The sequence below is a fragment of the Pseudomonas sp. PDM10 genome, from assembly GCF_014852295.1.
In the GTDB taxonomy this organism is placed as follows: domain Bacteria; phylum Pseudomonadota; class Gammaproteobacteria; order Pseudomonadales; family Pseudomonadaceae; genus Aquipseudomonas.
This window is the reverse complement of record NZ_JACVBJ010000004.1, coordinates 694,270-715,459: the sequence shown is the minus strand read 5'-3', so window position 1 is coordinate 715,459 and position 21,190 is coordinate 694,270. Positions and strand designations below refer to the sequence as shown.

The 21,190-nt window shown below is 58.0% G+C and carries 17 protein-coding genes and 1 pseudogene; 10 read left to right on the top strand and 8 right to left on the bottom strand.

Going from position 1 to position 21,190, the window contains the following annotated elements:
• The 4 genes and pseudogenes from IB252_RS17750 to IB252_RS17735 form a co-directional block, all read right to left on the bottom strand.
• Positions 1-862, bottom strand: a pseudogene (locus tag IB252_RS17750) (glycine dehydrogenase (aminomethyl-transferring)); the annotation flags it as partial.
• Positions 863-872: 10 nt separating this feature from the next.
• Positions 873-1,250: a glycine cleavage system protein GcvH gene (gene gcvH / locus IB252_RS17745; RefSeq protein WP_192409731.1), complete on the bottom strand. Its 378-nt coding sequence runs from the start codon at positions 1,248-1,250 to the stop codon at positions 873-875.
• A 419-nt stretch (positions 1,251-1,669) separates the two neighbouring features.
• The gene (locus IB252_RS17740) at positions 1,670-3,178 is read right to left on the bottom strand and encodes a sigma-54-dependent transcriptional regulator (protein ID WP_192409730.1); all 1,509 of its coding nucleotides are present in this window, start codon (positions 3,176-3,178) and stop codon (positions 1,670-1,672) included.
• Positions 3,179-3,235: 57 nt separating this feature from the next.
• Positions 3,236-4,150 (bottom strand): LysR family transcriptional regulator, encoded by a 915-nt coding sequence (locus IB252_RS17735; RefSeq protein WP_192409729.1) that lies wholly within the window; start codon positions 4,148-4,150, stop codon positions 3,236-3,238.
• 152 nt (positions 4,151-4,302) lie between these two features.
• Between IB252_RS17735 and speB the strand changes: the two genes are divergently transcribed.
• The 4 genes from speB (at position 4,303) to betA (ending at position 10,276) form a co-directional block, all read left to right on the top strand.
• Positions 4,303-5,307: an agmatinase gene (gene speB, locus IB252_RS17730; RefSeq protein WP_192409751.1), complete on the top strand. Its 1,005-nt coding sequence runs from the start codon at positions 4,303-4,305 to the stop codon at positions 5,305-5,307.
• A gap of 27 nt (positions 5,308-5,334) precedes the next feature.
• Positions 5,335-6,843: an aldehyde dehydrogenase family protein gene (locus tag IB252_RS17725; protein ID WP_192409728.1), complete on the top strand. Its 1,509-nt coding sequence runs from the start codon at positions 5,335-5,337 to the stop codon at positions 6,841-6,843.
• A gap of 173 nt (positions 6,844-7,016) precedes the next feature.
• Positions 7,017-8,585, top strand: coding sequence for a purine-cytosine permease family protein (locus tag IB252_RS17720; protein WP_192409727.1), 1,569 nt, complete (start codon positions 7,017-7,019; stop codon positions 8,583-8,585).
• Positions 8,586-8,587: 2 nt separating this feature from the next.
• A complete protein-coding gene (gene betA, locus IB252_RS17715) occupies positions 8,588-10,276 on the top strand; it encodes a choline dehydrogenase (RefSeq protein ID WP_192409726.1) in 1,689 nt (562 codons plus the stop codon).
• A 91-nt stretch (positions 10,277-10,367) separates the two neighbouring features.
• On the opposite strand, the gene IB252_RS17710 is transcribed toward betA, so the two are convergent.
• Positions 10,368-12,653, bottom strand: coding sequence for an Orn/Lys/Arg decarboxylase N-terminal domain-containing protein (locus IB252_RS17710; RefSeq protein ID WP_192409725.1), 2,286 nt, complete (start codon positions 12,651-12,653; stop codon positions 10,368-10,370).
• 2 nt (positions 12,654-12,655) lie between these two features.
• Complete coding sequence (gene potE / locus IB252_RS17705) at positions 12,656-14,059, bottom strand: putrescine-ornithine antiporter (protein WP_192409724.1); 1,404 nt, start codon at positions 14,057-14,059, stop codon at positions 12,656-12,658.
• 186 nt (positions 14,060-14,245) lie between these two features.
• Between potE and IB252_RS17700 the strand changes: the two genes are divergently transcribed.
• Entirely contained in the window at positions 14,246-14,575 is a 330-nt protein-coding gene (locus tag IB252_RS17700; RefSeq protein WP_008146735.1) for a hypothetical protein, read from the top strand.
• A gap of 99 nt (positions 14,576-14,674) precedes the next feature.
• On the opposite strand, the gene IB252_RS17695 is transcribed toward IB252_RS17700, so the two are convergent.
• On the bottom strand, positions 14,675-15,391 hold the full coding sequence (locus tag IB252_RS17695) for a glycosyltransferase family 25 protein (protein ID WP_192409723.1): 717 nt from the start codon (positions 15,389-15,391) through the stop codon (positions 14,675-14,677).
• A 330-nt stretch (positions 15,392-15,721) separates the two neighbouring features.
• Between IB252_RS17695 and IB252_RS17690 the strand changes: the two genes are divergently transcribed.
• Positions 15,722-16,375: a peroxiredoxin gene (locus tag IB252_RS17690; RefSeq protein ID WP_008155786.1), complete on the top strand. Its 654-nt coding sequence runs from the start codon at positions 15,722-15,724 to the stop codon at positions 16,373-16,375.
• Positions 16,376-16,378: 3 nt separating this feature from the next.
• On the opposite strand, the gene IB252_RS17685 is transcribed toward IB252_RS17690, so the two are convergent.
• On the bottom strand, positions 16,379-16,549 hold the full coding sequence (locus tag IB252_RS17685; protein WP_192409722.1) for a hypothetical protein: 171 nt from the start codon (positions 16,547-16,549) through the stop codon (positions 16,379-16,381).
• A gap of 375 nt (positions 16,550-16,924) precedes the next feature.
• Between IB252_RS17685 and IB252_RS17680 the strand changes: the two genes are divergently transcribed.
• The 4 genes from IB252_RS17680 (at position 16,925) to IB252_RS17665 (ending at position 21,143) form a co-directional block, all read left to right on the top strand.
• Entirely contained in the window at positions 16,925-17,422 is a 498-nt protein-coding gene (locus IB252_RS17680; RefSeq protein ID WP_192409721.1) for a hypothetical protein, read from the top strand.
• Between the two features lie 441 nt (positions 17,423-17,863).
• Entirely contained in the window at positions 17,864-18,421 is a 558-nt protein-coding gene (locus IB252_RS17675) for a polysaccharide biosynthesis/export family protein (RefSeq protein WP_192409720.1), read from the top strand.
• Between the two features lie 26 nt (positions 18,422-18,447).
• Positions 18,448-19,563 (top strand): hypothetical protein, encoded by a 1,116-nt coding sequence (locus IB252_RS17670; protein ID WP_192409719.1) that lies wholly within the window; start codon positions 18,448-18,450, stop codon positions 19,561-19,563.
• Positions 19,564-19,583: 20 nt separating this feature from the next.
• Positions 19,584-21,143, top strand: coding sequence for a GumC family protein (locus IB252_RS17665; RefSeq protein WP_192409718.1), 1,560 nt, complete (start codon positions 19,584-19,586; stop codon positions 21,141-21,143).
• The last annotated feature ends 47 nt before the right edge of the window (positions 21,144-21,190 follow it).

Here is a 21,190-nt window from a genome sequence, read left to right as displayed (position 1 = left end):
CCTTGGTGGAGAAGTACGCCGCGTGCGGGCCACCGAAGCCCAGCGGCACGCCGAAGCGTTGCGCACTGCCGATGGCCACGTCGGCGCCGAACTCGCCCGGCGGGGTCAGCACGGTCAGGGCCAGCAGGTCGGCGGCCACCGCGACCAAGGCGTTGGCGGCGTGGAAGCGTTCGGTCAGTTCGCGGTAATCGAACACGTCACCGTTGCTCGCCGGGTATTGCAGCAGAGCGCCGAAGAACGGCGTCACGTCCGTCAGTTCGCGCTCGTCGCCCACCACCACGTCGATGCCCAATGGCTCGGCGCGGGTGCGCAGCACGTCAAGGGTTTGCGGGTGGCAATGCACGGAGGCGAAGAAGGCGTGGCTGCCCTTGTTCTTGCTCAGGCGTTTGCAGAAGGTCATGGCTTCGGCGGCGGCGGTGGCTTCGTCGAGCAACGAGGCGTTGGCGATCGGCAGGCCGGTGAGGTCGCTGATCAGGGTCTGGAAGTTCAGCAGCGCTTCGAGACGGCCCTGGGAAATTTCCGGCTGGTACGGCGTGTACGCGGTGTACCAGGCCGGGTTTTCCAGCAGGTTGCGCAGGATCGGCGACGGCGTGTGGGTGCCGTAGTAGCCCTGGCCGATGAAGGTCTTGAACAGCTGGTTTTTGCCGGCGATGGACTTGATCAAGGCCAGGGCATCGGCTTCGCTGAGGCCGTCTTCGAGGCCGAGGACGCTGGTGCCCTTGATGCTGTCGGGGATGACGCTGGCGCTCAGGGCTTGCAGCGAGTCGAAGCCGAGGCTGTTGAGCATGGCTTGCTCGTCGCCGGTACGCGGGCCGATGTGGCGGGCGATGAATTCGTTGCGGGTGTCGAGGAGGGTGGTCATACGCAAATCCTCAAGCGTCGTCGTTGGTCAGGCGCTCGTAAGCGCTCTGGTCGAGCAGACTGTCCATTGCGGTGGGGTCGCTGGGGCGCATACGAAAGAACCAGCCTTCACCCAGTGCGTCTTCGTTGATCAATTCGGGAGAGCTTTCCAGCGTCGAATTCACCTCGACCACTTCGCCATCCAGCGGCATGTACACGCTGCTGGCCGCTTTCACCGACTCCAGCACCGCCACCTCATCGCCAGCGCCGAAGGTGCGAAGTTCAGGCACCTGAACGAAGACCACGTCACCCAGCGCTTGCTGGGCATAAGCGGTGATCCCCACAGTGATCAGGCCATCGCTTTCAAGACGCAGCCATTCGTGATCGACGGTAAAACGCAATTCGTTCATATCAACTCCTCATTGTTCAGACTCATCCGCTACTGGTGGCGGATGGCGATGGACAGGCTCGTGTCGGGCAACGAGCGTGGCTTGAGGGTTGATAGCAAGGGCGGTGCCAATGTTATTTATTGCTTAAAAATCAAATAGTTGAGGTGTTTTTAGCAGAATTGGTGCGCAACTTCCGTATTGAAATCAATACAGACATGCGCAGAGGAGGGAGCGAAGTCTGGGCCAGACGCGTCGAGAGGGGTTTGTCTTGATTTCGATACGCTGTATTAATTTTAAGACGCCTATCTCCTGTGGGAGCGAGCCTGCTCGCGAAAAGGGAGTGTCAGTCGATATTTATGTCGCCTGTCACACCGCTTTCGCGAGCAGGCTCGCTCCCACAGGGGCAGTGCTGCTGGCGGGATTGTGTTCCGGTAGAGGCTTCACGACTTGTTCGGAATGCCGTATTTACGCAGCCGGATAGCGATCGCACTGTGCGAAGTTTGCAGGCGTGCCGCCAGTAAACGGCTGGAGGGATAACTGCGGTAGAGCTGTTCCAGCAGGTGCTTTTCAAAGCCTTCGACGGCCTCTTCCAGGCTGCCGACCTCACCGTCGTTTTGCCGCTCCACCGCCGTTCTGGCGATGTCGAGGTCGTCGATGTCCACCAGCGGATTTTCGCAAATGGCCGCGGCGCGGAAGATCACGTTTTGCAGTTGCCGCACATTGCCCGGCCAGCGGTTACCGAGCAGCGCCGGATAGGTCCCGGGCGCCAGGCGACAGACCGGACGCTGGATCTGCGCGCAGGCCTGTTGCATGAAGTGATTGGCCATCAACAGGATATCGTGGCCGCGCTCGCGCAACGGTGGTACTTGCAGATTGAGCACATTGAGGCGGTAAAACAGGTCCTCGCGAAAGCTGCCTTCGTTGACCATTTTCTCCAGGTCGCGGTGAGTCGCGCTGAGGACCCGCACATTGACCCTGACCTCACGATCGCCACCCACCCGACGGAAGCAGCCATCGCTTAAAAAGCGCAGCAACTTGGCTTGTAGGTAGGGCGACATTTCACCGACTTCGTCGAGGAACACTGTGCCCTGGTCGGCCAGTTCCAGCAGGCCGAGTTTGCCGCCACGCTGGGCGCCAGTGAAGGCGCCCGCGGCATAGCCGAACAACTCACTTTCGGCGAGGCTCTCCGGCAGTGCCGCGCAGTTCAGGGCCAGGAAGGGCGAGTCATGCCGGGCGCTGATCGCGTGGCAGGCACGCGCCACCAATTCTTTGCCGGTGCCGGTTTCGCCCTGAATCAGCAGCGGTGCGTCGAGCGTTGCAACACGCTGGGCGCGGGCCTTGAGGGTCCGAATCGCCGGGGACTCGCCGAGCAGCGCGTCGAAACCTTCGGCATGGTCATGATGCAGCGCCGACAGGCGTTCACCGATGCGGTTCGGTTGATACAGGGTCAGCAGGGCGCCGGCATCGGTGATCGGCATCGCGTCCAGCAGCAGCGTCTGGCCACCGAGACTGACTTCGTGCATGGGCAGCCGAAAACCGTGTTCGATCAATGTGTGTTGCAGCGAAGGATCATCGAATAGCGCCGTCAGCGGCTCACCGGCCGGTTCTCGACCGCACAGTGAAATCAACGCCGGATTGGCCAGCAGCACATGACCGCGCTCGTCCACCGCCAACACCGGGTCGGTGCTGGCCGCCAGCAAGGCATCGAGTTGCAAGCGTCGGCGCTGCCCCGGGAGGATGTCGACCATCGTCACCGCTTGCACGCCCCGCACGCCAAGAAAAGCCTCGCGCAACTCTTCCAGCACATCGGCGCCGAGGGTCGGGGCATCGATGTAAACGTTGGGCGGCACCATCTCGACGGCATCCAGATTGAAACGGCGCCCACCGAGCAGGGCCAGCACTTCCTGGGTGATGCCGACGCGGTCGATGAAGGTGACGTGAATGCGCATAGGGTGGCCTGCAAGGGTTGCGAACAGAATGAGTATGACCGGCACCCGCCGTGTCTGTCAGGTGGTGCGGGTGGCACGCGAACAGGCGGCCAGATCCTCAAGGAACGCCTGAAGGATCGGCGGCGGCGCGGTGCCACGTCGGGTGATCACGTCGAACGGCGACATCAGTTGCAGGCTCGTCGGCGCCAGTTGGTGCATCTCGCCGGTCTTGACCCACTGGGCGGCGAAGTGCATCGGCAGAAAGCCCAGATAGGCGCCGGAAATCAGCAGAATCGCCAGCGCTTCGATGTTGTCGACGGTCGCAGCGGCTTTGCTCACACCCAAGTGTTCCAGGTCGTATTGCTGCATGTAGCCCCTGACGACAATCCGGCTTGCGGCAATCTCTTCAAGCAGTTCGTCGCCTTCGGCCTTGCTGCCATACAGCGGATGCCGCCGTCCGCAATACAACCCCAATGCTTCCTGATACAGCGGCGAGTGCAACAGCCCCGGAACGTAGATCGGGAAGTGCCCGATGGCCAAGTGCAGGCGACCGTCGAGCACGCGTTCTTCCAGTTCTGCGGGGGTGCCGACGTACACGTTCAGGTGCACGTCGTGCCCTCTGGATACGAAGCGCTGGGTGGTGCGCGGCAGTGGAGAATCGGGATCGGTAATGGTGGTGTCGATGATCCCCAGATTGAGCTTGCCGCTGATGTGCTGCTTGAGCACGTCGGCGTCCATGCAGAAATTTTCCACCGCCGAGAGCAGACGCTGAGTGGCTTCGTGGATCGCCACACCTTGCTCGGTCAGGCGAAAGCCGCTGCGCCCGCGTTGACAGAGTTTGACCCCGAGCCGGGTTTCCAGATGAGTCATCTGTTCGCTGATGGTTGACTGGCCGGCATTCAACGCCGCCTGCGCGGCAGAGAAACCGCCGCACCTGACAATCGTGGCAAACACCCTGAGCAGTTTCAGATCGACATCGTGCAGCTGGATCACCTTGAACCTCCCGCGTGTGGATGCATCGGTAATGCCGATATGAGTATCTGATGTTTAGCATTTTTTCCACGAAAACCTGCGCCCATAGTCATTTCCAACGGCGGTCGCCTTCCACGTCCGCTAGCTGATAACAAGAATTGGAGATGCCTGAAATGTCGAACAACGGTTATGAATCCGGTCGCCTGAACCTGCCATTCGTGGGTCACTGCACCTTTGGTAAATCCCCGGTGTGCACCGACTGGGATGCATTGGATGCGGACGTGGCGGTCCTCGGCGTGCCCAACGACATGGGCACCCAGTGGCGTTCCGGCGCACGCTTCGGACCACGTGGCATTCGTGAGGCATCGACCCTGTTTTCCTTCGGCCATGCCGGCGCCTATGACCACGAAGATGACGTCATGTACCTGACCGCCTCCGACGTGCGCATGGTCGATGTGGGTGATGCCGATATCGTGCACACCGACATGGTCACCAGTAACGAGAACACCGAATACGCCGTGCGCAAGATTCTGGATGCCGGTGTCATGCCGGTTGTACTCGGTGGCGATCACTCGGTTCACGCGCCAGTGATCAAGGCGTTCGAAGGCCGTGGCCCGATCCACATCATCCACTTCGACGCGCACCTGGACTTCGTTGATGAGCGTCATGGTGTTCGCTACGGCCATGGCAACCCGCTGCGCCGCGCGTCCGAAATGAACCACATCGTCGGCATGACCCAGATGGGCATCCGCAACGTGTCGTCGTCCAATCGCGACGACTACGAAGCAGCCCACGCGGCCGGCTCGAAGATCCTTTCGGTCCGTGATGTGCGCCGCCTCGGCGTCGAAGGTGTGCTGGCGTTGATCCCGCAAAACATCAACTACTACATCACCATCGACATCGACGGTTTCGACCCGTCCATCGCCCCTGGCACCGGCACCCCAAGTCACGGCGGCTTCCTCTATTACGAAGTGCTGGAAATCATCCAGGCCCTGGCCAAACGCAGCCAAGGCAACATCGTTGGCATGGACCTGGTCGAGGTTGCACCGGTTTATGACCCTTCCGGCATGACCTCGATTCTGGCGGCGCAACTGCTGCTCAACAGCATTGGTTTCATCTTCCACGAGCGGGCTCAAGCACGGCACGCCATGAGCGCAACCACCACGGCCACGGCGTGATCTGAGCGCCGCACAGAGGGAATGAAAATGGACACGATCGTTAAGCAGTATTTGCAAAAATTTGGTGTATCCGAGGCCACCCAGACCTTCCTCAGCAAGGTTCAGAAGATGTTCATCGGTGGCGCCTTTGTCGAGGCCAGCGACGGGCAGACATCCGACGTTATCGAACCGTCGACCGAGGGCTTGATCACGCGTATTCCGATGGGCACTACCGAGGATCTGGACCGTGCGGTGCAAGCTGCCCGCGCACAGTTTGACGGTGGCGCCTGGCATCAGGCCAAACCGGCAGAGCGCGAACGGCTGATGCAACGCCTGGCGGACCTGATTGAAAGCAACGCCGCCGAACTGGCGGAAATCGAATCGATCGACATGGGCAAGTCAGTCGCCTTCGCGCGGGATGTCGACATCCAGGGCACGGTCGATACGCTGCGTTATTTCGCCGGTTGGGCGACCAAGCTGCATGGCCGAACCGTTGAACCGTCGCTGCCGGGCAATTACCTGGCTTATACCCGCAAGGAAGCGGTAGGTGTGGTCGGCGCCATCGTGCCCTGGAACTTCCCGTTGCAAACCATGGCCTGGAAGCTCGGTGCCGCCCTGGCAACCGGTTGCACCGTGGTGGTCAAACCCGCCGAACTGACGTCGCTGTCGGCCTTGCGCTTTGCCGAACTGGTGCAGGAAGCCGGCATCCCGGACGGGGTGATCAACATCGTGACCGGACGCGGCAGCGTGGTCGGTGCGGCCATGGCCACGCACCCCGGTATCGACAAGCTCACCTTCACCGGCTCGACCCCGGTCGGCCGTACCGTTGGCCGCGCCGCGTTGGACGAAATGAAGCGACTAACCCTCGAACTCGGAGGAAAATCACCGGTAATCGTATTGGCCGATGCCGACGTGCCGGCCGCCGCCCAGGCGATTGCCAACGGCGTGTTTTTTAACTCCGGCCAGGTGTGTGATGCCGGTACTCGCGCCTATATTCATCGCAGCGTCTACGACGAATTCCTGCGCGAACTGATCGCCTACACCCGCACGCTGAAAATCGCACCGGGCCTGGATCCAGACTGCTTCATCAGCCCGTTGGTCTCGGCATTGCAGAAGGAGCGAGTGACCGATTACATAGAAACCGGCAAGCAAGAAGGCGCCGAACTGGTCTACGGCGGCCAGCCTGTCGAAGGCCCGGGTTTCTTCGTCGAACCGACCATTTTTGCCCATTGCCGCAACGACATGCGCATCGTCCAGGAAGAGATCTTTGGCCCGGTGCTGGTTACCGCACCGTTCGACGATGAAGAAGAGGCCGTGGCCCTGGCCAATGACTCGCCCTACGGCCTGGCGGCCGCACTGTATTCCAATGACCTTGGAAAGGTGCACAGCCTGATCCCACGGTTGAAAGCGGGTTCGGTCTACGTCAACGCCCACGGCACCCTCGACCCGTCGATGCCGTTCGGTGGCTACAAGCAGTCCGGATTCGGCAAGGACCTGGGCGCGGAGCAGCTCGATTATCTGCTGGAGACCAAGGCGGTCTGGATCACGCTTCCCTGAGTCAAGGCTGACTCAATCCCTGTGGGAGCGAGCCTGCTCGCGAAGATGCCGGGACATTCAGCATCAATGTCGCCTGACACATCGCCTTCGCGAGCAAGCCCGCTCCCACAGGGACGTCGTTACCCAAAGAATGCAGTTACCTCGTCATGATCTTCCAACAATAAGAGACCATCATGAACACTAACGCCAAGTCAGCCCTGAGCGTATCGGTCCTGGACGACAAATCCGTCGTCGAAAGCCATTCGATTGACTTCATCCCGGAAAACGAGCGCACCGACAAACTGTCGAGCCAGGGCCCGTTCTGGTTCCTCGGCAATTTCACCTTCTTCACCATGACCATCGGCTTCGTTGGCCCGAGCGTCGGCCTGACCGCGCTCTGGACCACACTGGCCGGCACGCTGGGCATCATGTTCGGCACGCTGTTCATGGCGTTTCACGGCTCGCAAGGTCCACACCTTGGCCTGCCGCAAATGATCCAGTCCCGTGCGCAGTTCGGCTATCGCGGGGTGATCCTGGTGCTGCTGGCGACGCTGTTCGTGTTCGCCGGTTTCAACATCGTCAACCTGGTGTTGATGATGCAGGGGCTGCACACGCTATTCGGCTTCAACCCTGCGGTAATCGCGGTGGCGGTGACGATACCGGCGGCCGTCTTGGCGATCCTCGGGCATGACTGGATGCACCGCAGTTTCAAATGGGCGTTGTACCTGTCGCTTCCGCTTTACGGTCTGGTGACGTTGGCGGTGCTGATGGGCTGGGTTCCCGATGCTGCGGTGCCGGTACTCGCAGCCGGTGAAGTGACCCCGGCGCCATTGGGCTTCAACTGGACGGGTTTCATCGCCCAGTTCGCAGCAGCGGCGAGTTACAACATCGCTTACGCCCCGTATGTGTCTGACTATTCGCGTTACCTGCCGAAGAACACCTCCAGCGGCAAACTGATCGCGGTGGTGTTCCTGGGTGCCTCGTTGTCCGGAGCATGGATGATTTCCGTGGGTGGCTGGCTGGCCGATCACCTGCATTCCACGGACGTGCTGGTGGCCCTTGGGCAAGTCGGCAACACCGTGTCGCCGCTGATGGGAACTGTGGTGGTGGTTGTCACGATCCTGGCGTTCCTGCCGGTCATCGCCATGAACATCTACAGCGCGAAGTTGACCACGCTGACCTGTGTCGACTCCATCAAGCACATCGAGCCGACCCGCAAGGCGCGCATCCTGGCGATCGGTTTCGTGATCCTGCTGCAACTGGGCGTGGCCCTGAGCATTCAGAGTTCGGGCAAAGGCCTGTCGGTGTTGGGCATCTACCTGGTGGTGATGCTGTACTTCCTGGTGCCCTGGACCTCGGTCAACCTGACCGACTACTTCTTCGTCCGCAAGGGTCGCTACGCCATCCCGCACTTCTTCATGCCCCACGACAACATCTACGGCAGCTGGGGCCTGCGCGGCATCGCGGCGTATGCCATCGGCTTCATTTCGATGATCCCGTTCTTCTACATCTACGACGGTGTTGAACAGCGTGAGGTCTATGTCGGCCCGCTCGCCAAAGCGCTCGGCAGCATCGATATCGCCTGGCTCGTCGGGCTGATCGTGTCGGGGCTGGTGTACTACTGGTTCAGCCGCTCGATCGACCTCAAGCGCGAAGAAGCCGTCATCCAGCACATCGAAAAAACATTCCCGCAATACACCACCGGCGACAAGTTGACCCTGCCTTCGTTGCACGTTTTCAACGAATCGGCGGTCCGGAGATAATCATGGCTACGCAAAAATACGACTACATCATCATCGGTGCCGGCTCGGCAGGTTGTGTGTTGGCCAACCGCCTCAGCGAAGACCCGGCCACCTCGGTCCTGGTGCTGGAATTCGGCGGCAGCGATCGCAGTGTGGTGATCCAGATGCCGAGCGCATTTTCGATCCCGATGAACACCAAGAAGTACAACTGGCGCTACGAGACCGAGCCGGAGCCTTTTCTTAACGGACGTCGCATTCACTGTCCAAGGGGCAAGGTGCTGGGTGGCTCGTCGTCGATCAATGGCCTGGTGTACATCCGTGGCCACGCGTATGACTTTGACGAGTGGGAGTCGCTGGGTGCAGAGGGGTGGGGCTATCGCAATTGCCTGCCTTACTTCAAACGGGCCGAGCATTACGAGGAGGGCGGTGACGGCTATCGCGGCAGCACCGGCCCCTTGCACACCACCAACGGTAATCACATGAAAAACCCGTTGTACGGAGCCTGGGTCGAGGCCGGCGCAGAAGCGGGCTACATCAAGACCGATGACTGCAACGGCTACATGCAGGAAGGCTTCGGCGCCATGCACATGACGGTGAAAAACGGCGTGCGCTGCTCCACGGCCAATGCTTACCTGCGCCCGGCCATGGGCCGTCCGAACCTGACCGTGATCACCCATGCAATGACCCGTCAGATCATCCTTGAAGGCAAGCGAGCCGTCGGCGTCATGTATGACCACGAAGGCCAGACGCACCAGGTCTTTTGCAACCGTGAGGTGCTGATTTCCTCGGGGCCTATCGGTTCGCCGCACCTGTTGCAGCGCTCCGGTATCGGGCCGGCCGAGGTCCTGCGCAAAGCCGGGATTGGCGTGCGCCATGACCTGCCGGGGGTAGGGGAGAACCTGCAGGATCACGCCGAGGTGTACATCCAGTTCGGCTGCAAGGAACCGGTGACGCTCAACAGCAAAATGGACCCGCTGAGCAAACTGTTGATCGGCCTGCGCTGGCTGTTGTTCAAGGACGGGCTCGGCGCCACCAACCATTTCGAGGCCGGTGGTTTCATTCGCTCGGACAAGGGCCTGCGCTGGCCGGACATTCAGTTCCACTTTCTGCCCGCAGCCATGCGTTATGACGGCAACAAACCGATCAAGGGCCATGGCTTCATGGTGCTCACCGGGCCGAACAAACCCAAGAGCCGCGGTTATGTTCGGGTGCGCTCCGCTGACCCTTACGAGCATCCGCAGATTCAATTCAACTACCTGCAACGCGAAGAAGACCGTGAGGGCTTCCGCCGCTGCATCCGCCTGACCCGCGAGATCATCGGCCAACCGGCGATGGACCGCTTCCGCGACGGCGAAATCGCGCCCGGGCCACAGGTGAACACCGACGAAGAAATCGACGCTTTCGTGCGTGAAAACCTCGAAAGCACCTACCATCCCTGCGGCTCGTGCCGTATGGGTGAAGACGAGATGGCTGTGGTTGATTCGGAGCTGCGTGTGCGGGGTATCGCGGGGTTGCGGGTGATTGACTCGTCGGTGTTCCCGACCGAGCCAAACGGCAACCTCAACGCACCGACCATCATGCTGGCTGAGCGGGCTTCCGATCTGGTTCGAGGGCGCAGCATGCTGCCGGCGTCCGATGCGCCCATCGGTCTGGTCCAGGATTGGGAAACCAGCCAGCGATCATCGTTGCCGGGACGCAATGTGAGGGTTTAACCCCGACGGGTTAATCACTCAGGAGAAGACATGTAAAAAGGGCGCCTTCAGGGCGCCCGTTTTTTACTTCGCAGTACGTACAGGCGCTAGCTCATTTCAACACCAGCAAGCTATAAACTCCGCCCTCGCTTTCGATCCCATGGGTGTCATGGGTAAAACCCGGGAAGGATTTGTCGAAGGCTTCCAGCGCCTTGAGATAGGCCAGCAACGGCCCGTCCGCAGGCCCGGCGTTTTCACCCGGCATCAGCAATGGAATGCCCGGCGGATACGGCACGATCCCGGTCGCCACGACGCGTCCGGCGGCTTCTTCGAGTGTCACCCGTTCGATGTCGTTTCTGACCAGTTTTTCGTAGGCCTCCACCGGGCTGAATTCGGCTTTGGGCAGTGTGCCGAACGCCTGGGCCATGTTGGCGGTGGTTTTATGTTTCTTCATGGCCGCGAAGATTTCGTCGGCCAGGTCCTTGAGGCCCATGCCAGCATAGCGAGCCTGGTTGGCGGCCAGAAGATCCGGCAGGCACAGTTCCAGTTCGACGTTGTCGTCATAGTCGCGTTTGAAGTCGAGCAGGGCATTGAGCAAGGTGCCCCATTTGCCTTTGGTGATACCGATAGAGAACAGGAACAGAATGGTGAAGTCGGTGGTTTTCTCGACCACGATGCCCTGACGTCCCAGGTAGGCCGTGAGCACACAAGCCGGGATGCCCGAGTCGAGCAGGTTGCCGTCGTCGCCCATGCCGGGGCTGAGCACCGAGACCTTGATCGGGTCGAGCATGCAGTAGCCTTCTTCGATGTCACCGAAGCCGTGCCATACCGCGTTGGGATGCAGTACCCAGCAGTTCGGCTCGGTTTTTAAAAGCACCGGGTCGACTTCATGGAACGGCACGGTGGCCGCGCCAACCTGCACGGTCGGCGGCTGCCAGCAGGTAAAGAACCACTCCTCCTTGCTCAACATCTCGTTGTGCATGCGCGAGACGACCTGGCGGAAACTGATGGCTTCTTCGATCGATTCGGTGGTGAGGATTTGCCCGCTGGGCGCTTCCATCATTGCCGAGCTGACGTCGCAGGAAGCCATGATCGCGTAGTTCGGCGAAGTCGAGGCGTGCATCATGTACGACTCGTTAAAGCGCCCGTGATCGATCGGGTTGCGGCCGTTACGCACGTGAATCATCGAGGCCTGGGAGAGGGCGGCCAGCAACTTGTGGGTCGACTGGGTGGCGAACACGGTCGGCTTCGAGTCGTCGTGATCGTCCGGGCTGCCGTGCATGGCGTGGCGCTCGCGGTACAGCGGATTGAAACGCGCATATCCGTACCAGGCTTCATCGAAATGCAGACGATCGACGCTTTGCCCCAGCAACTCTTCGACGCGGGTGACGTTGTAGGTCAGGCCGTCGTAGGTGGAGTTGGTGATGATCGCGTGGACGGGGGTCGGGTCGATGCCTTGCTTGACCAGCGGGTTACTGGTGATGGCGTCTTTCACGCCGCTGGCGCTCAGGGTTTGCGGGAGGATCGGACCGATGATGCCGTAGCGGTTTCGCGTCGGTACCAGGTACGTCGGAATGGCCCCGGACAGGGTCATCGCGTGCTCGGCAGACTTGTGGCAATTGCGGTCACACAGGGCAATTTGATTGCGCGTGACGCTGGCCATGAGGATGACGCGGTTGGACATCGACGAGCCGTTGGTGACGTAATAGGTGCGATGGGCGCCGAACACCTTGGCGGCGTAGCGCTCGCCCTGGCCGATGGGGCCGCTGTGATCGAGCAGCGAACCGAGTTCACCGACCGAAATCGACAGGTCGGAACGCAGCAGGTTCTCGCCGAAAAACTCGTAGAAGGCGCGCCCCGCGGTACTCTTCAAAAACGCTGTGCCGCCGGCATGTCCAGGGGTGTGCCACGAGTACTCATAAGTGCGGGCAAACTTCACCAGCGCCCCGAACATGGGGGGCAGCGCGGCTTGTCGATAACGTTCGATGGCCGCCAGGATGCGCCCGCTGAGGAAGCGGCTGGTGTCCTCTGGCAGCCAGATGAAGTCATCGGCGTGTTGCATGACCACCAGCGGAATGGTCGACGCGGTGCTGCGGTCGCTAATCAGGAAAACCGGCACCCGGGTGTTGCGCTCACGCAGGCTGGCGAGCAGTTTGATGCATTGCTCGTGGCCTTCGCTTTTGTCCATTTCCCAACTGAGCAGCACGCATTGAATGGCCGGGTCCGAGCGCAGGATCGACGTGGCGTCGCTCAGGGTTTCCGACGCCAGCACCCGGACGGCGCGTTCTTCCACATCGTTGATCAACTGATCCAGGGCGCGACCAAAGACGGTGCGTTTGTCCGGCGGGCTGCTGACCAACAGCGTGAGCATCCCGAGCGTTTGTCTATGTTCCGTCATGATTAAGCCTCCACTCTAACTGCTTGCAAGTTATTGACCGGCACCGGCTTACCCATGAGGTGCTGAGCGCTGACGGTCTGTGTCGGTACGCTGTTATTGAGCGCTTCGAGGCGGATCAGGCGGTTGTTGACGAAGCCGAACAGCGTGTAACCAAAGATCGTTGCCACGCCGCCGAGCATCAGTGCCTGTGCGCCCGAACTGTACAGCGCCAGGTAGCTGTAAGCCGCTGCCACCCACGCAATGATGTTGGTTATCAGCGCCGAGCCCGCCGGAACGTTGGATACCTTTTGAATGGTCATCAACGCGGCCATGGAGAGGATGTAGGGCACCAGATTGGTGACCACCGCGAGGTTGACGAGAGTGTCGAACTGCTTGCTCAGGTCCGGGCTGATGGTGAGTAAAGCCAGCGCCGTCTGCACGGCCAGCAGCACCAGCATGCCGATGATGGGTGTTCCGGCCTTGTTGGACTTGGCAAAGATCGACAGGAAGTAACCGGTGTCCGCTGAGCTTTTGTAGACCTGAGCGATGGTGAATTGCCAGCCCAGCAGCGAACCGATGCACGCGAGGATCATCGCAGCCATCACAATGTCGCCGACCATAGGGGTGAACATCTTGGCAAAGACCAGCCCGAACGGTGCAGTGGAGGAGGCCAGTTCCGGGTTGCCGACGATACCGGCGATGACGTTGGTGGAGGCGATGTAGATCACCGCCGCGCCGAGGGTGCCGCCAAGTACCGCAATGGGGACGTTCCTTTCCGGATTTTCCACGGCATCGGTGTTGGCGCACGCCGACTCCAGGCCGAGGAATGCCCATAAGGTGATCGCCACCGATGCACCTGCGGCGTCTAACCAGCCCATGTTGTGGGGGTTCCAGCCAGCGGCGTAGACACTGCTGTCGAACCAGAACCAGCCAATGGTGGACACCAGCACCACCGGCGCAATCACCCCCCAAACCGTAACCGCACCAATCCGGCCGGTAATCCGCGCGCCGCCGAAGTTGGCGAAAGTGGTGATCCACAACAGAGCGATGGTCGCCAGACCCACTTGCAGTGAATCCAGTTCAACATGGAACAGCTCCTGGATATAGCCGACCGCCGTAATACTGATCGCTACATTGGCAATCAACAGCGAGAGGCCATAGGTGTAGTTCGTGATGTAGTTGCCCGCCTTGCCGAACGTGTATTCAGCATAGCCGCCCATCCCCCCGGTCTTTCGACTGAGCATCCCGCAGCGTGCAAAGGCATAGGCCAGCGCCAGGGAGCCGGTAGCCGTGATCAGCCAGGAAAGGATGGAAATACCGCCGACTTCTGCAAGCTTAGTGGGGAGTAGAACAATGCCGGAGCCCAACATGTTGACGGCGGTCAACATCGTCAGTTGCCCTACGGTCATTTTCTTTGCGACTGACATTCCGTTGCCTCATTCGTTGGCGGGAGAAGAGCGTTAGCTATAGCAAAGGATTGCATTGGCGCAAGAAATGTCCGTAAGAACACGGAGAAAACAGGCTATAGCGCACTTAAGGCATTTTGCTGGCCCCGAAGACTGAAACTTTTGACCAGAATCAATTTATTTTCAGTTAGTTAGGATCGAATGCAAATGCGGAATGTGATGGTTGCGCTGATTTCGTTAGGCCTGGCGAGCGTTGCCGCCTCTGTCCAGGCCAAAGAGCTGGCATCGAATGATCGTTACATTTGCAGCTGGGGCGCAGGTACTGCGGCGAGAGCCCAGGAACTCAAGCTGTCCGGGGTTTCACTGTATGCAGCGCGGCAGAAGTTACATACCTACAAATTCAGCAAGCCATGGATGCACATGATGGCGATGGGCATTACCGAGCAGACCTATGACAGTCATTCGCGGATGAAACCCGCGGCCCTGCGCGAGAGCTTTTACGAGGAGTGCGTCCGGTACAAGTTGGCGCGCAAATGACGAGGGCGGTCCGCCAAAATCCACGGCACGGCGCCTGCGCCGTGCCGGGCGGGTTACATCAGGTATTGGGTACTTCAGACCTTCCCTGAAGAGAGAAAACTATCGGGTTCTTCTCAGGTTTTTTGCCTTTAACCTCCTGAGCAGGCCCATTACCGGCCGCAGGAGGGGCACCCTGTCAAGGATGGAAAGCTCATGCAGGTCCGTCCGCGAGGGCCTTTGATAGCCACAATTCCAAGTGAAATAGTAAGCCGAAATTTCTTTATTCCTATGAATAAGCGTATTGAGAGCAGCGTCATAATGCATCGGACCTCCGTCAGGATGTCCCGGCGGCCGCTCCAGAATCTGGAATAAGAAATCCCTCAATCTCCCAAAGCATTTCCCGTTTACAGCATAGAAATGGGCTAAATATATTGGCCGGTCGACTGCTTTCCAAGTGGGCACGTTTGAATTTTCTTCAAACGGATGCCCGAAATAGACGATGTCCCACTCCATACCTTCCAGGGACTCGATGGCCTCTTTGCCATATTGAGAAATGTGTCTGGAAAACTGTATGTCGTCTTCCAGGATCAAGATATTTTTCAAATTCAGGCGCATTGCCTCTTCCAGCACCCCCAGATGACTCAAAAAGCAGCCTCGGACCCCGACGCTCGGGAAACCATTTCCCTCACTGGGCGTAACAGCCTCAAAAAAGCCTATTTTTTCATCATCAATGTGAAAGCCGTTGCGAGTGAATTCTTCGACTGTTTCTAAACGGCGATCCTTTCTTGACGAGATATTGATGATTCTTACTCGATCAAAATACTCGATCACATTCATCTGTCAGGTCCTTAGCGCAGACAATCGGGGCCGTTGGATCGGGGAACCCGCAGAATTCGGAAAAAATCATACGCAAGCACTGCCGCCCCGTTTTCTCTATCGACCCCGGATTGCAGTATAGGCAGCATTTCTGGATGAAGTTTTAGTCTGGTAAATCGGCGTGCTGCACCCGTTTGAAAACACCGAGCTTAAGTGAACAGCATCACGACAGGTCCGAGCATGTACCGCTGATGCCAGCCCTTCGGCGGGGGTGAAAAACGAAGTCTTCAAGGTCTCCTATACTGGTCCGTTCCGAGAGTTTCCCTACCCTTCACAGCGAGGAAAACGCACATGACCATTCGAATTGGCGACGAAGCACCGGATTTCACCGCCGAAACCACCGAAGGCACGCTCCATTTCCATGAATGGATTGGCGACAAGTGGGCCATCCTGTTCTCACATCCGAAGGACTTCACCCCGGTCTGCACCACTGAACTTGGTTATATGGCCGGGCTCAAGCCGGAGTTCGACAAACGCAACACCAAGATTGTCGGTCTCAGCGTCGACCCGGTCGGTAACCATCAGACCTGGGCCAAAGACATCGAAGAAACCCAGGGCCATGCGGTCAACTACCCCATGATCGGCGACGAGAATCTGGTGGTGGCCAAGCTCTACGACATGATTCACCCGAACGCCAGTGGCGGCGCTCGTACTGCCGTGGACAACGCCACGGTGCGTTCAGTGTTCATTGTCGGCCCGGATAAAAAGATCAAGGCGATGCTGGTCTACCCGATGAGTGCCGGGCGCAATTTCGATGAAGTGTTACGCCTGCTCGATGCTATCCAGTTAAACGCCAAGCACACGGTTGCCACACCGGTGAACTGGCGTCCGGGTGAGGACGTGATCATTCCTACGTCGGTATCCGACGACGACGCCAGGAAGAAGTACCCGGATGGCTTCAAGACGGTGAAACCTTATTTGCGTACGGTGGCGCAACCGAAGTAAAGGTCAGTCATTCATCCGGTATTCAATCGCGATGCCTTTTGCGCGCATTGCATTGATCTGCTCGGCGTGGGTGCCAGGGAGGTTGAGCAGGGTTCCTGGCGCAGCGCCGAGACTTCCAAAGTGTTCCAGGGCTGAGAATGCACGGGAAGCCTTTACCTGCCATGCCGTCTTCATGTGTCAAAAACTCTCGACCGCCAGGTACTTTCAGAAAGTCGCCGACACACTCCATCTTTACAGGCGTCGTCGTCGGTCGAACCTATGCCATTGCCAAGATGCTTCCTTGCCCGGTGGAGGGCGCTGCGCCGGGCGTGGGCCAGCATCCTGGTGCGAGCTGACGTTCAGGCGTGAAGCTATTTCACATGGATAGAATTCACGGGACTGACGTGCTTGTTGTGGCGTTATTTTGACGTCATCCTCCTAAAATGAAATTTCGATTTATTATTGTGACGGACCATTGACGTAATAGCGATGTGCTTATAGGCTCAATTTAGCCGATAAAGATTCCTTCAACCGACAAAAGAATAACCCCCTGCGCAAGGAGGCGGTGTTATGCGCTCAACACTTGTCATTAAATTTGTGTTGTTGTCTGTGATCCTGAATGGTGCAGCCGTTGCTAGTGCTCAGGCGACCAGTTTGGCCTATGAAATTAGTCGCATAAGCAGCGCTTGCGAGGAGTTGGGGCCTCAACTTTGTAGTGCTCTCAAAGATCACGCGGGTGGCGCACTGTTTACTTTCGGAAAAGGCCTTGGCTTGCCTTCATTGACCACTGATATTCACCTCGAAGATGCCCCTTCTGCGAAAGCTAACAGTGTCAATCATCACGCTGACTCAGGCGTGGATGTATCCGTCAATTCTTCTTCCCGTGACGGATTAATGGCGGCGGTTGATAATAAGAAATTCAAAATTGATTCATCTCTCCAGGATAAAAGTCTGGTTGGGGTATCTGATATCAACCAACCCAATGCAGTACCGCTTTCTGCGGCAGCCTGGTTATTTTCTTCTGCGTTGTTAGGTTTTATTGTGGTCGCCAACCGACGGAAGATATAGCGAGTTGTTACCGTTTTTGGAAATAAGGTGTTTAGACGGTCACTCTGGTGGCTGGGTAGATACACAGCTTTATATATAGTTTTTGCGGATGATGTCTGTTGCGATGTAATTGTTGATATCAGTTAGTTGCACTGGAAAACCTAGTCATCGTCAGGGTGACAGTGGCGCGCTTGAGCCGGTTAAAACAGGCGTGATGTCGTTAATATTGGCGCGAAATACGTCGGAGGTGATTTGCTCGCTCCAACCTATTGTTAAATAACACGATTCTGCTGTTTTGCACTATCGTTCCGGTTTTGGGTGTGTTGCATTGGCGGAATTGACCGCCCGCAAGCTCAATGTGATTGCTGTTTTAGTTTCTTTGGCGGGAAATAGGCTAGAGTCATTTGACTAGGTTTTTTTGTTCTAAACTCCTTGCATGGCTACTTAGACGGAGGGATCCCGATGTTCCGTTCATTGATACCTGTGCTGTGCGCGCTGGCCGTTTGGCCCAGCATTTCCAATGCCGTCGAAAAGGACGGGGCTTACAAGCTGAATCAGGGAGATAGCCTTTCCATTTCCGTTTGGGGCGAAGACAAGCTCAAACAGGATGTACGCGTACTCCCCAATGGCAGCATTACCTTCCCGCTGGTAGGGCGAGTCGATGTTGAAGGGCTTGATACCACCGCTGTCGAGCAGCAAATCGCTGCCAAACTTGAGAAATTCATACCTGATCCGCAGGTGAGCGCTGTCGTCACCGGCACCGAAGGTAATGTCGTCTACGTCCAGGGCAAAGTGCTGAAGCCCGGCACCGTGCATATGTCCGGTCAAACGTCAGTGCTGCAGGCAATAAGCATGGCGGGTGGGCTCGACAAATTCGCCGATAAAGACGACATTAAGGTCGTGCGACCCAATGGGACTAGACAAGAGATCCTGCACGTCAACTACAGCAAGTTGATGTCGGGGGATGACATGTCCACCAATTTTCCACTTAAAGCCGGCGATACGCTGGTCGTGCCTTAGCCTTGCGCGAAGCACTAAGGATTATCTTGCTTGAATTTCGAACGACCGGGATTGCGACGGCAATCCTGGCTTTGTCGTGTTCGGACTTGGCCCATGCTGCTACTTGGCAATCAGCTATAGCAGTGCCTTCGACGGTCGAGTACGACAGCAATCCACTACTGCTCACGAGTGATGAGAAAGGGGTGACTCGCACCATCATCGCCCCCGATTACAGTCTCGTGGGTACTTCCGGACGGGATGAGTTCCAGTTCGGTCTGGGGGTAAATATCGTGCGTTCTTCGGATACGTCCGTCGTTTCGGACCGTGAAGATCCCAGATTAAGGTTGGGGTGGCAGCGAGAGACCGAAACGGGGGCTTTTGGGCTTGTGGCGAGATATGAAGAAAACTCTACGCTTTCCACGGTGGTTCAGGAAACCGGCGTAGTTGCTTCCGATGGCACGCAAAAGATGTATTTGGTGGGCGGCAACTGGAGCACTGCTCTCAGCGAGCGAAGTACCCTGGTTAACGAGACTGACTACACTCATGTCACTTACGATGTTGCTTCTCTGACCAACTATGACGAGCTGGCGACCCGCTTCAGCTTGAACTATGCATGGAGTGAGCAGGTCGAGCTGTTCACCCGTTTGGGCGTGAGGCGCTATGAGCCGGAAAAGGGGTCCGCAGTGGCTTCCTCGAACAGCTACACCCCCACGGTCGGCTTGAATGTTCAATTCTCCGAGCGGCTTAAGGGGACGGCCTACGCCGGTCTCAACCAAGTCTCCGGCACAGGTAGCGGCCCTAAAGGCCAGGGCGGTTTATTGTTGCAATATGCCGGTGAGCGTATTGATACCAGCATCGACGCCAGTCGTAGCACTCTCGCCAGCGGGGACGGCGGTTTCGTCGAGGTTGATGCCCTGAGGGGGACATGGAGCTACGCCGTCGACGAGACCCGGCGCACCGGTTTCGATGCCTCCTGGCAAGATGCCAAAGGCCGGACGCCGAATACCCTGCGAAATTACAGTGCCTGGTTTAGCCAAGAACTCTCGCCTTTTTGGATTGCACGCCTATCCTACACATACAAACAACGCCAGCAAGATGGCTTGCCGGATGCCACTGCAAACGTCGTCGGGCTGACGTTGACCTATAGTTATCCCGGTCTCTGAAATTCAGCTGCGTGAGAAATATGGCCACTGAATACGAAATGTCGTTCAACGACTACCTAGCTATCATCAAGCACCACGCCCTGCTGTTGATCGTGAGTTTCGTGGTCATACTCGGCGTGTGCATAGCAGTAGCGATCTCTCTCCCGCCGACCTATGAGTCATCCGGCACGATTCTGGTGGAGTCTCAACAGATTTCGCCAGACCTGGTGGCGGCCAACAACAATACCTTTGCCGATGAGCGCATCGAAGTTATTCGCCAGCGCGTGATGACCCGTGATCATCTGGAAGGGATCATCGACAAATACAATCTTTTTGCTTCGCAAAGCCGGCAACTGAGCGTTAGCGAGAAGATTGAAGAAATGCGCAATGCGATTGTGGTCTCGCTGGTCAGTGCTGCGGTCAAGGGGCGCGGAGAGGTGACGATTGCTTTCCGTCTTTCCTTTGAACACAGGGAGCCCGAGATTGCGAACAAAGTTGCCAAGGAGCTGGTGACGCTGTTTCTGGATGAAAACATCAAGCAGCGCACCGAACGCGCAAGTGAGACGACCGAGTTCCTGACGCAGGAGGCGGACAAACTCAGGGTGGAACTGGAAGCCCTCGAGAACCGGTTGGCGGACTTCAAGCAGGCACACAGTAACGCGCTGCCCGAGCATCAAGAGCTGCGCATGAATATGTTGACGCGCGCCGAAACCGAGCTTAAAGAGGTCGACCGTGACTACAAAACTGCCCGTGAAGACTTGCGCTTCAATGAGCTGGAGCTTTCCGCCGCGAATGCCGGGCTAGTGACCAAGCCTGGAACACCCGGTGCGGCAGTTGATAAACCACAGGATCTCGCTAGCCTCAAAGCTGAGTACACCCGGTTGCAGTCGCTGTATACGCAAGCCCACCCCGACGTGCGTGCCGTCAAACGCAAAATTGCTGCACTTGAGGCTGGCAAAGGTGCTGGTGCAGCGGCTTCGGTCAATCTGGACGTTGCCAAGGCCCAGGCGCGGATCACCGCAGCAGAAGCACGTATCAAGTCGCTGGCCGATCAAAAGCAGCAAATACTTGGAAAAATAGCCGAATATGAGGCACAAATTATTGAGACGCCGCAAGTCGAGCGCGGCTTGGTCACGGTGATGCGTGACCATGATAATGCTCGTAAAAAATATGAGGAGATTCGCACGAAGGAAATGAGTGCGAAAATTTCCGAAAGCCTGGAGCAGGAAAACAAAGCCGAGCGTTTTGTTCTTCTGGAGTCGCCGCTGATGCCCGAGAAGCCGGTACGGCCGAACCGTAAAAAAGTGGTTGCCATGGGTTTCTTGCTTGCCCCGGTGGGTGCTGGCGCGCTGGTGATGCTCCTCGAGATGATGAGTCAGCGTGTGCGCGGTGCCCAGGCCTTGGCCAGCGTGCTGGGTAGACGCGTATTGGTTTCCATTCCCTACATTCACACCAAGGCTGAACTGGCACGCCGCAGGAAGTGGCGAATGCTATTGATCGTCATTGGAGTCGCGACAATCGCGATCTTTCTGGTGCTCCTGCACTTCCTCTACATGCCTCTGGATCTTCTGATGTTTAAAGCTCTGGGCCGGTTTACGTAAGGAATATAGCCATGGAAATGTTCAATCCCGATACCGAAAAAGCCGAG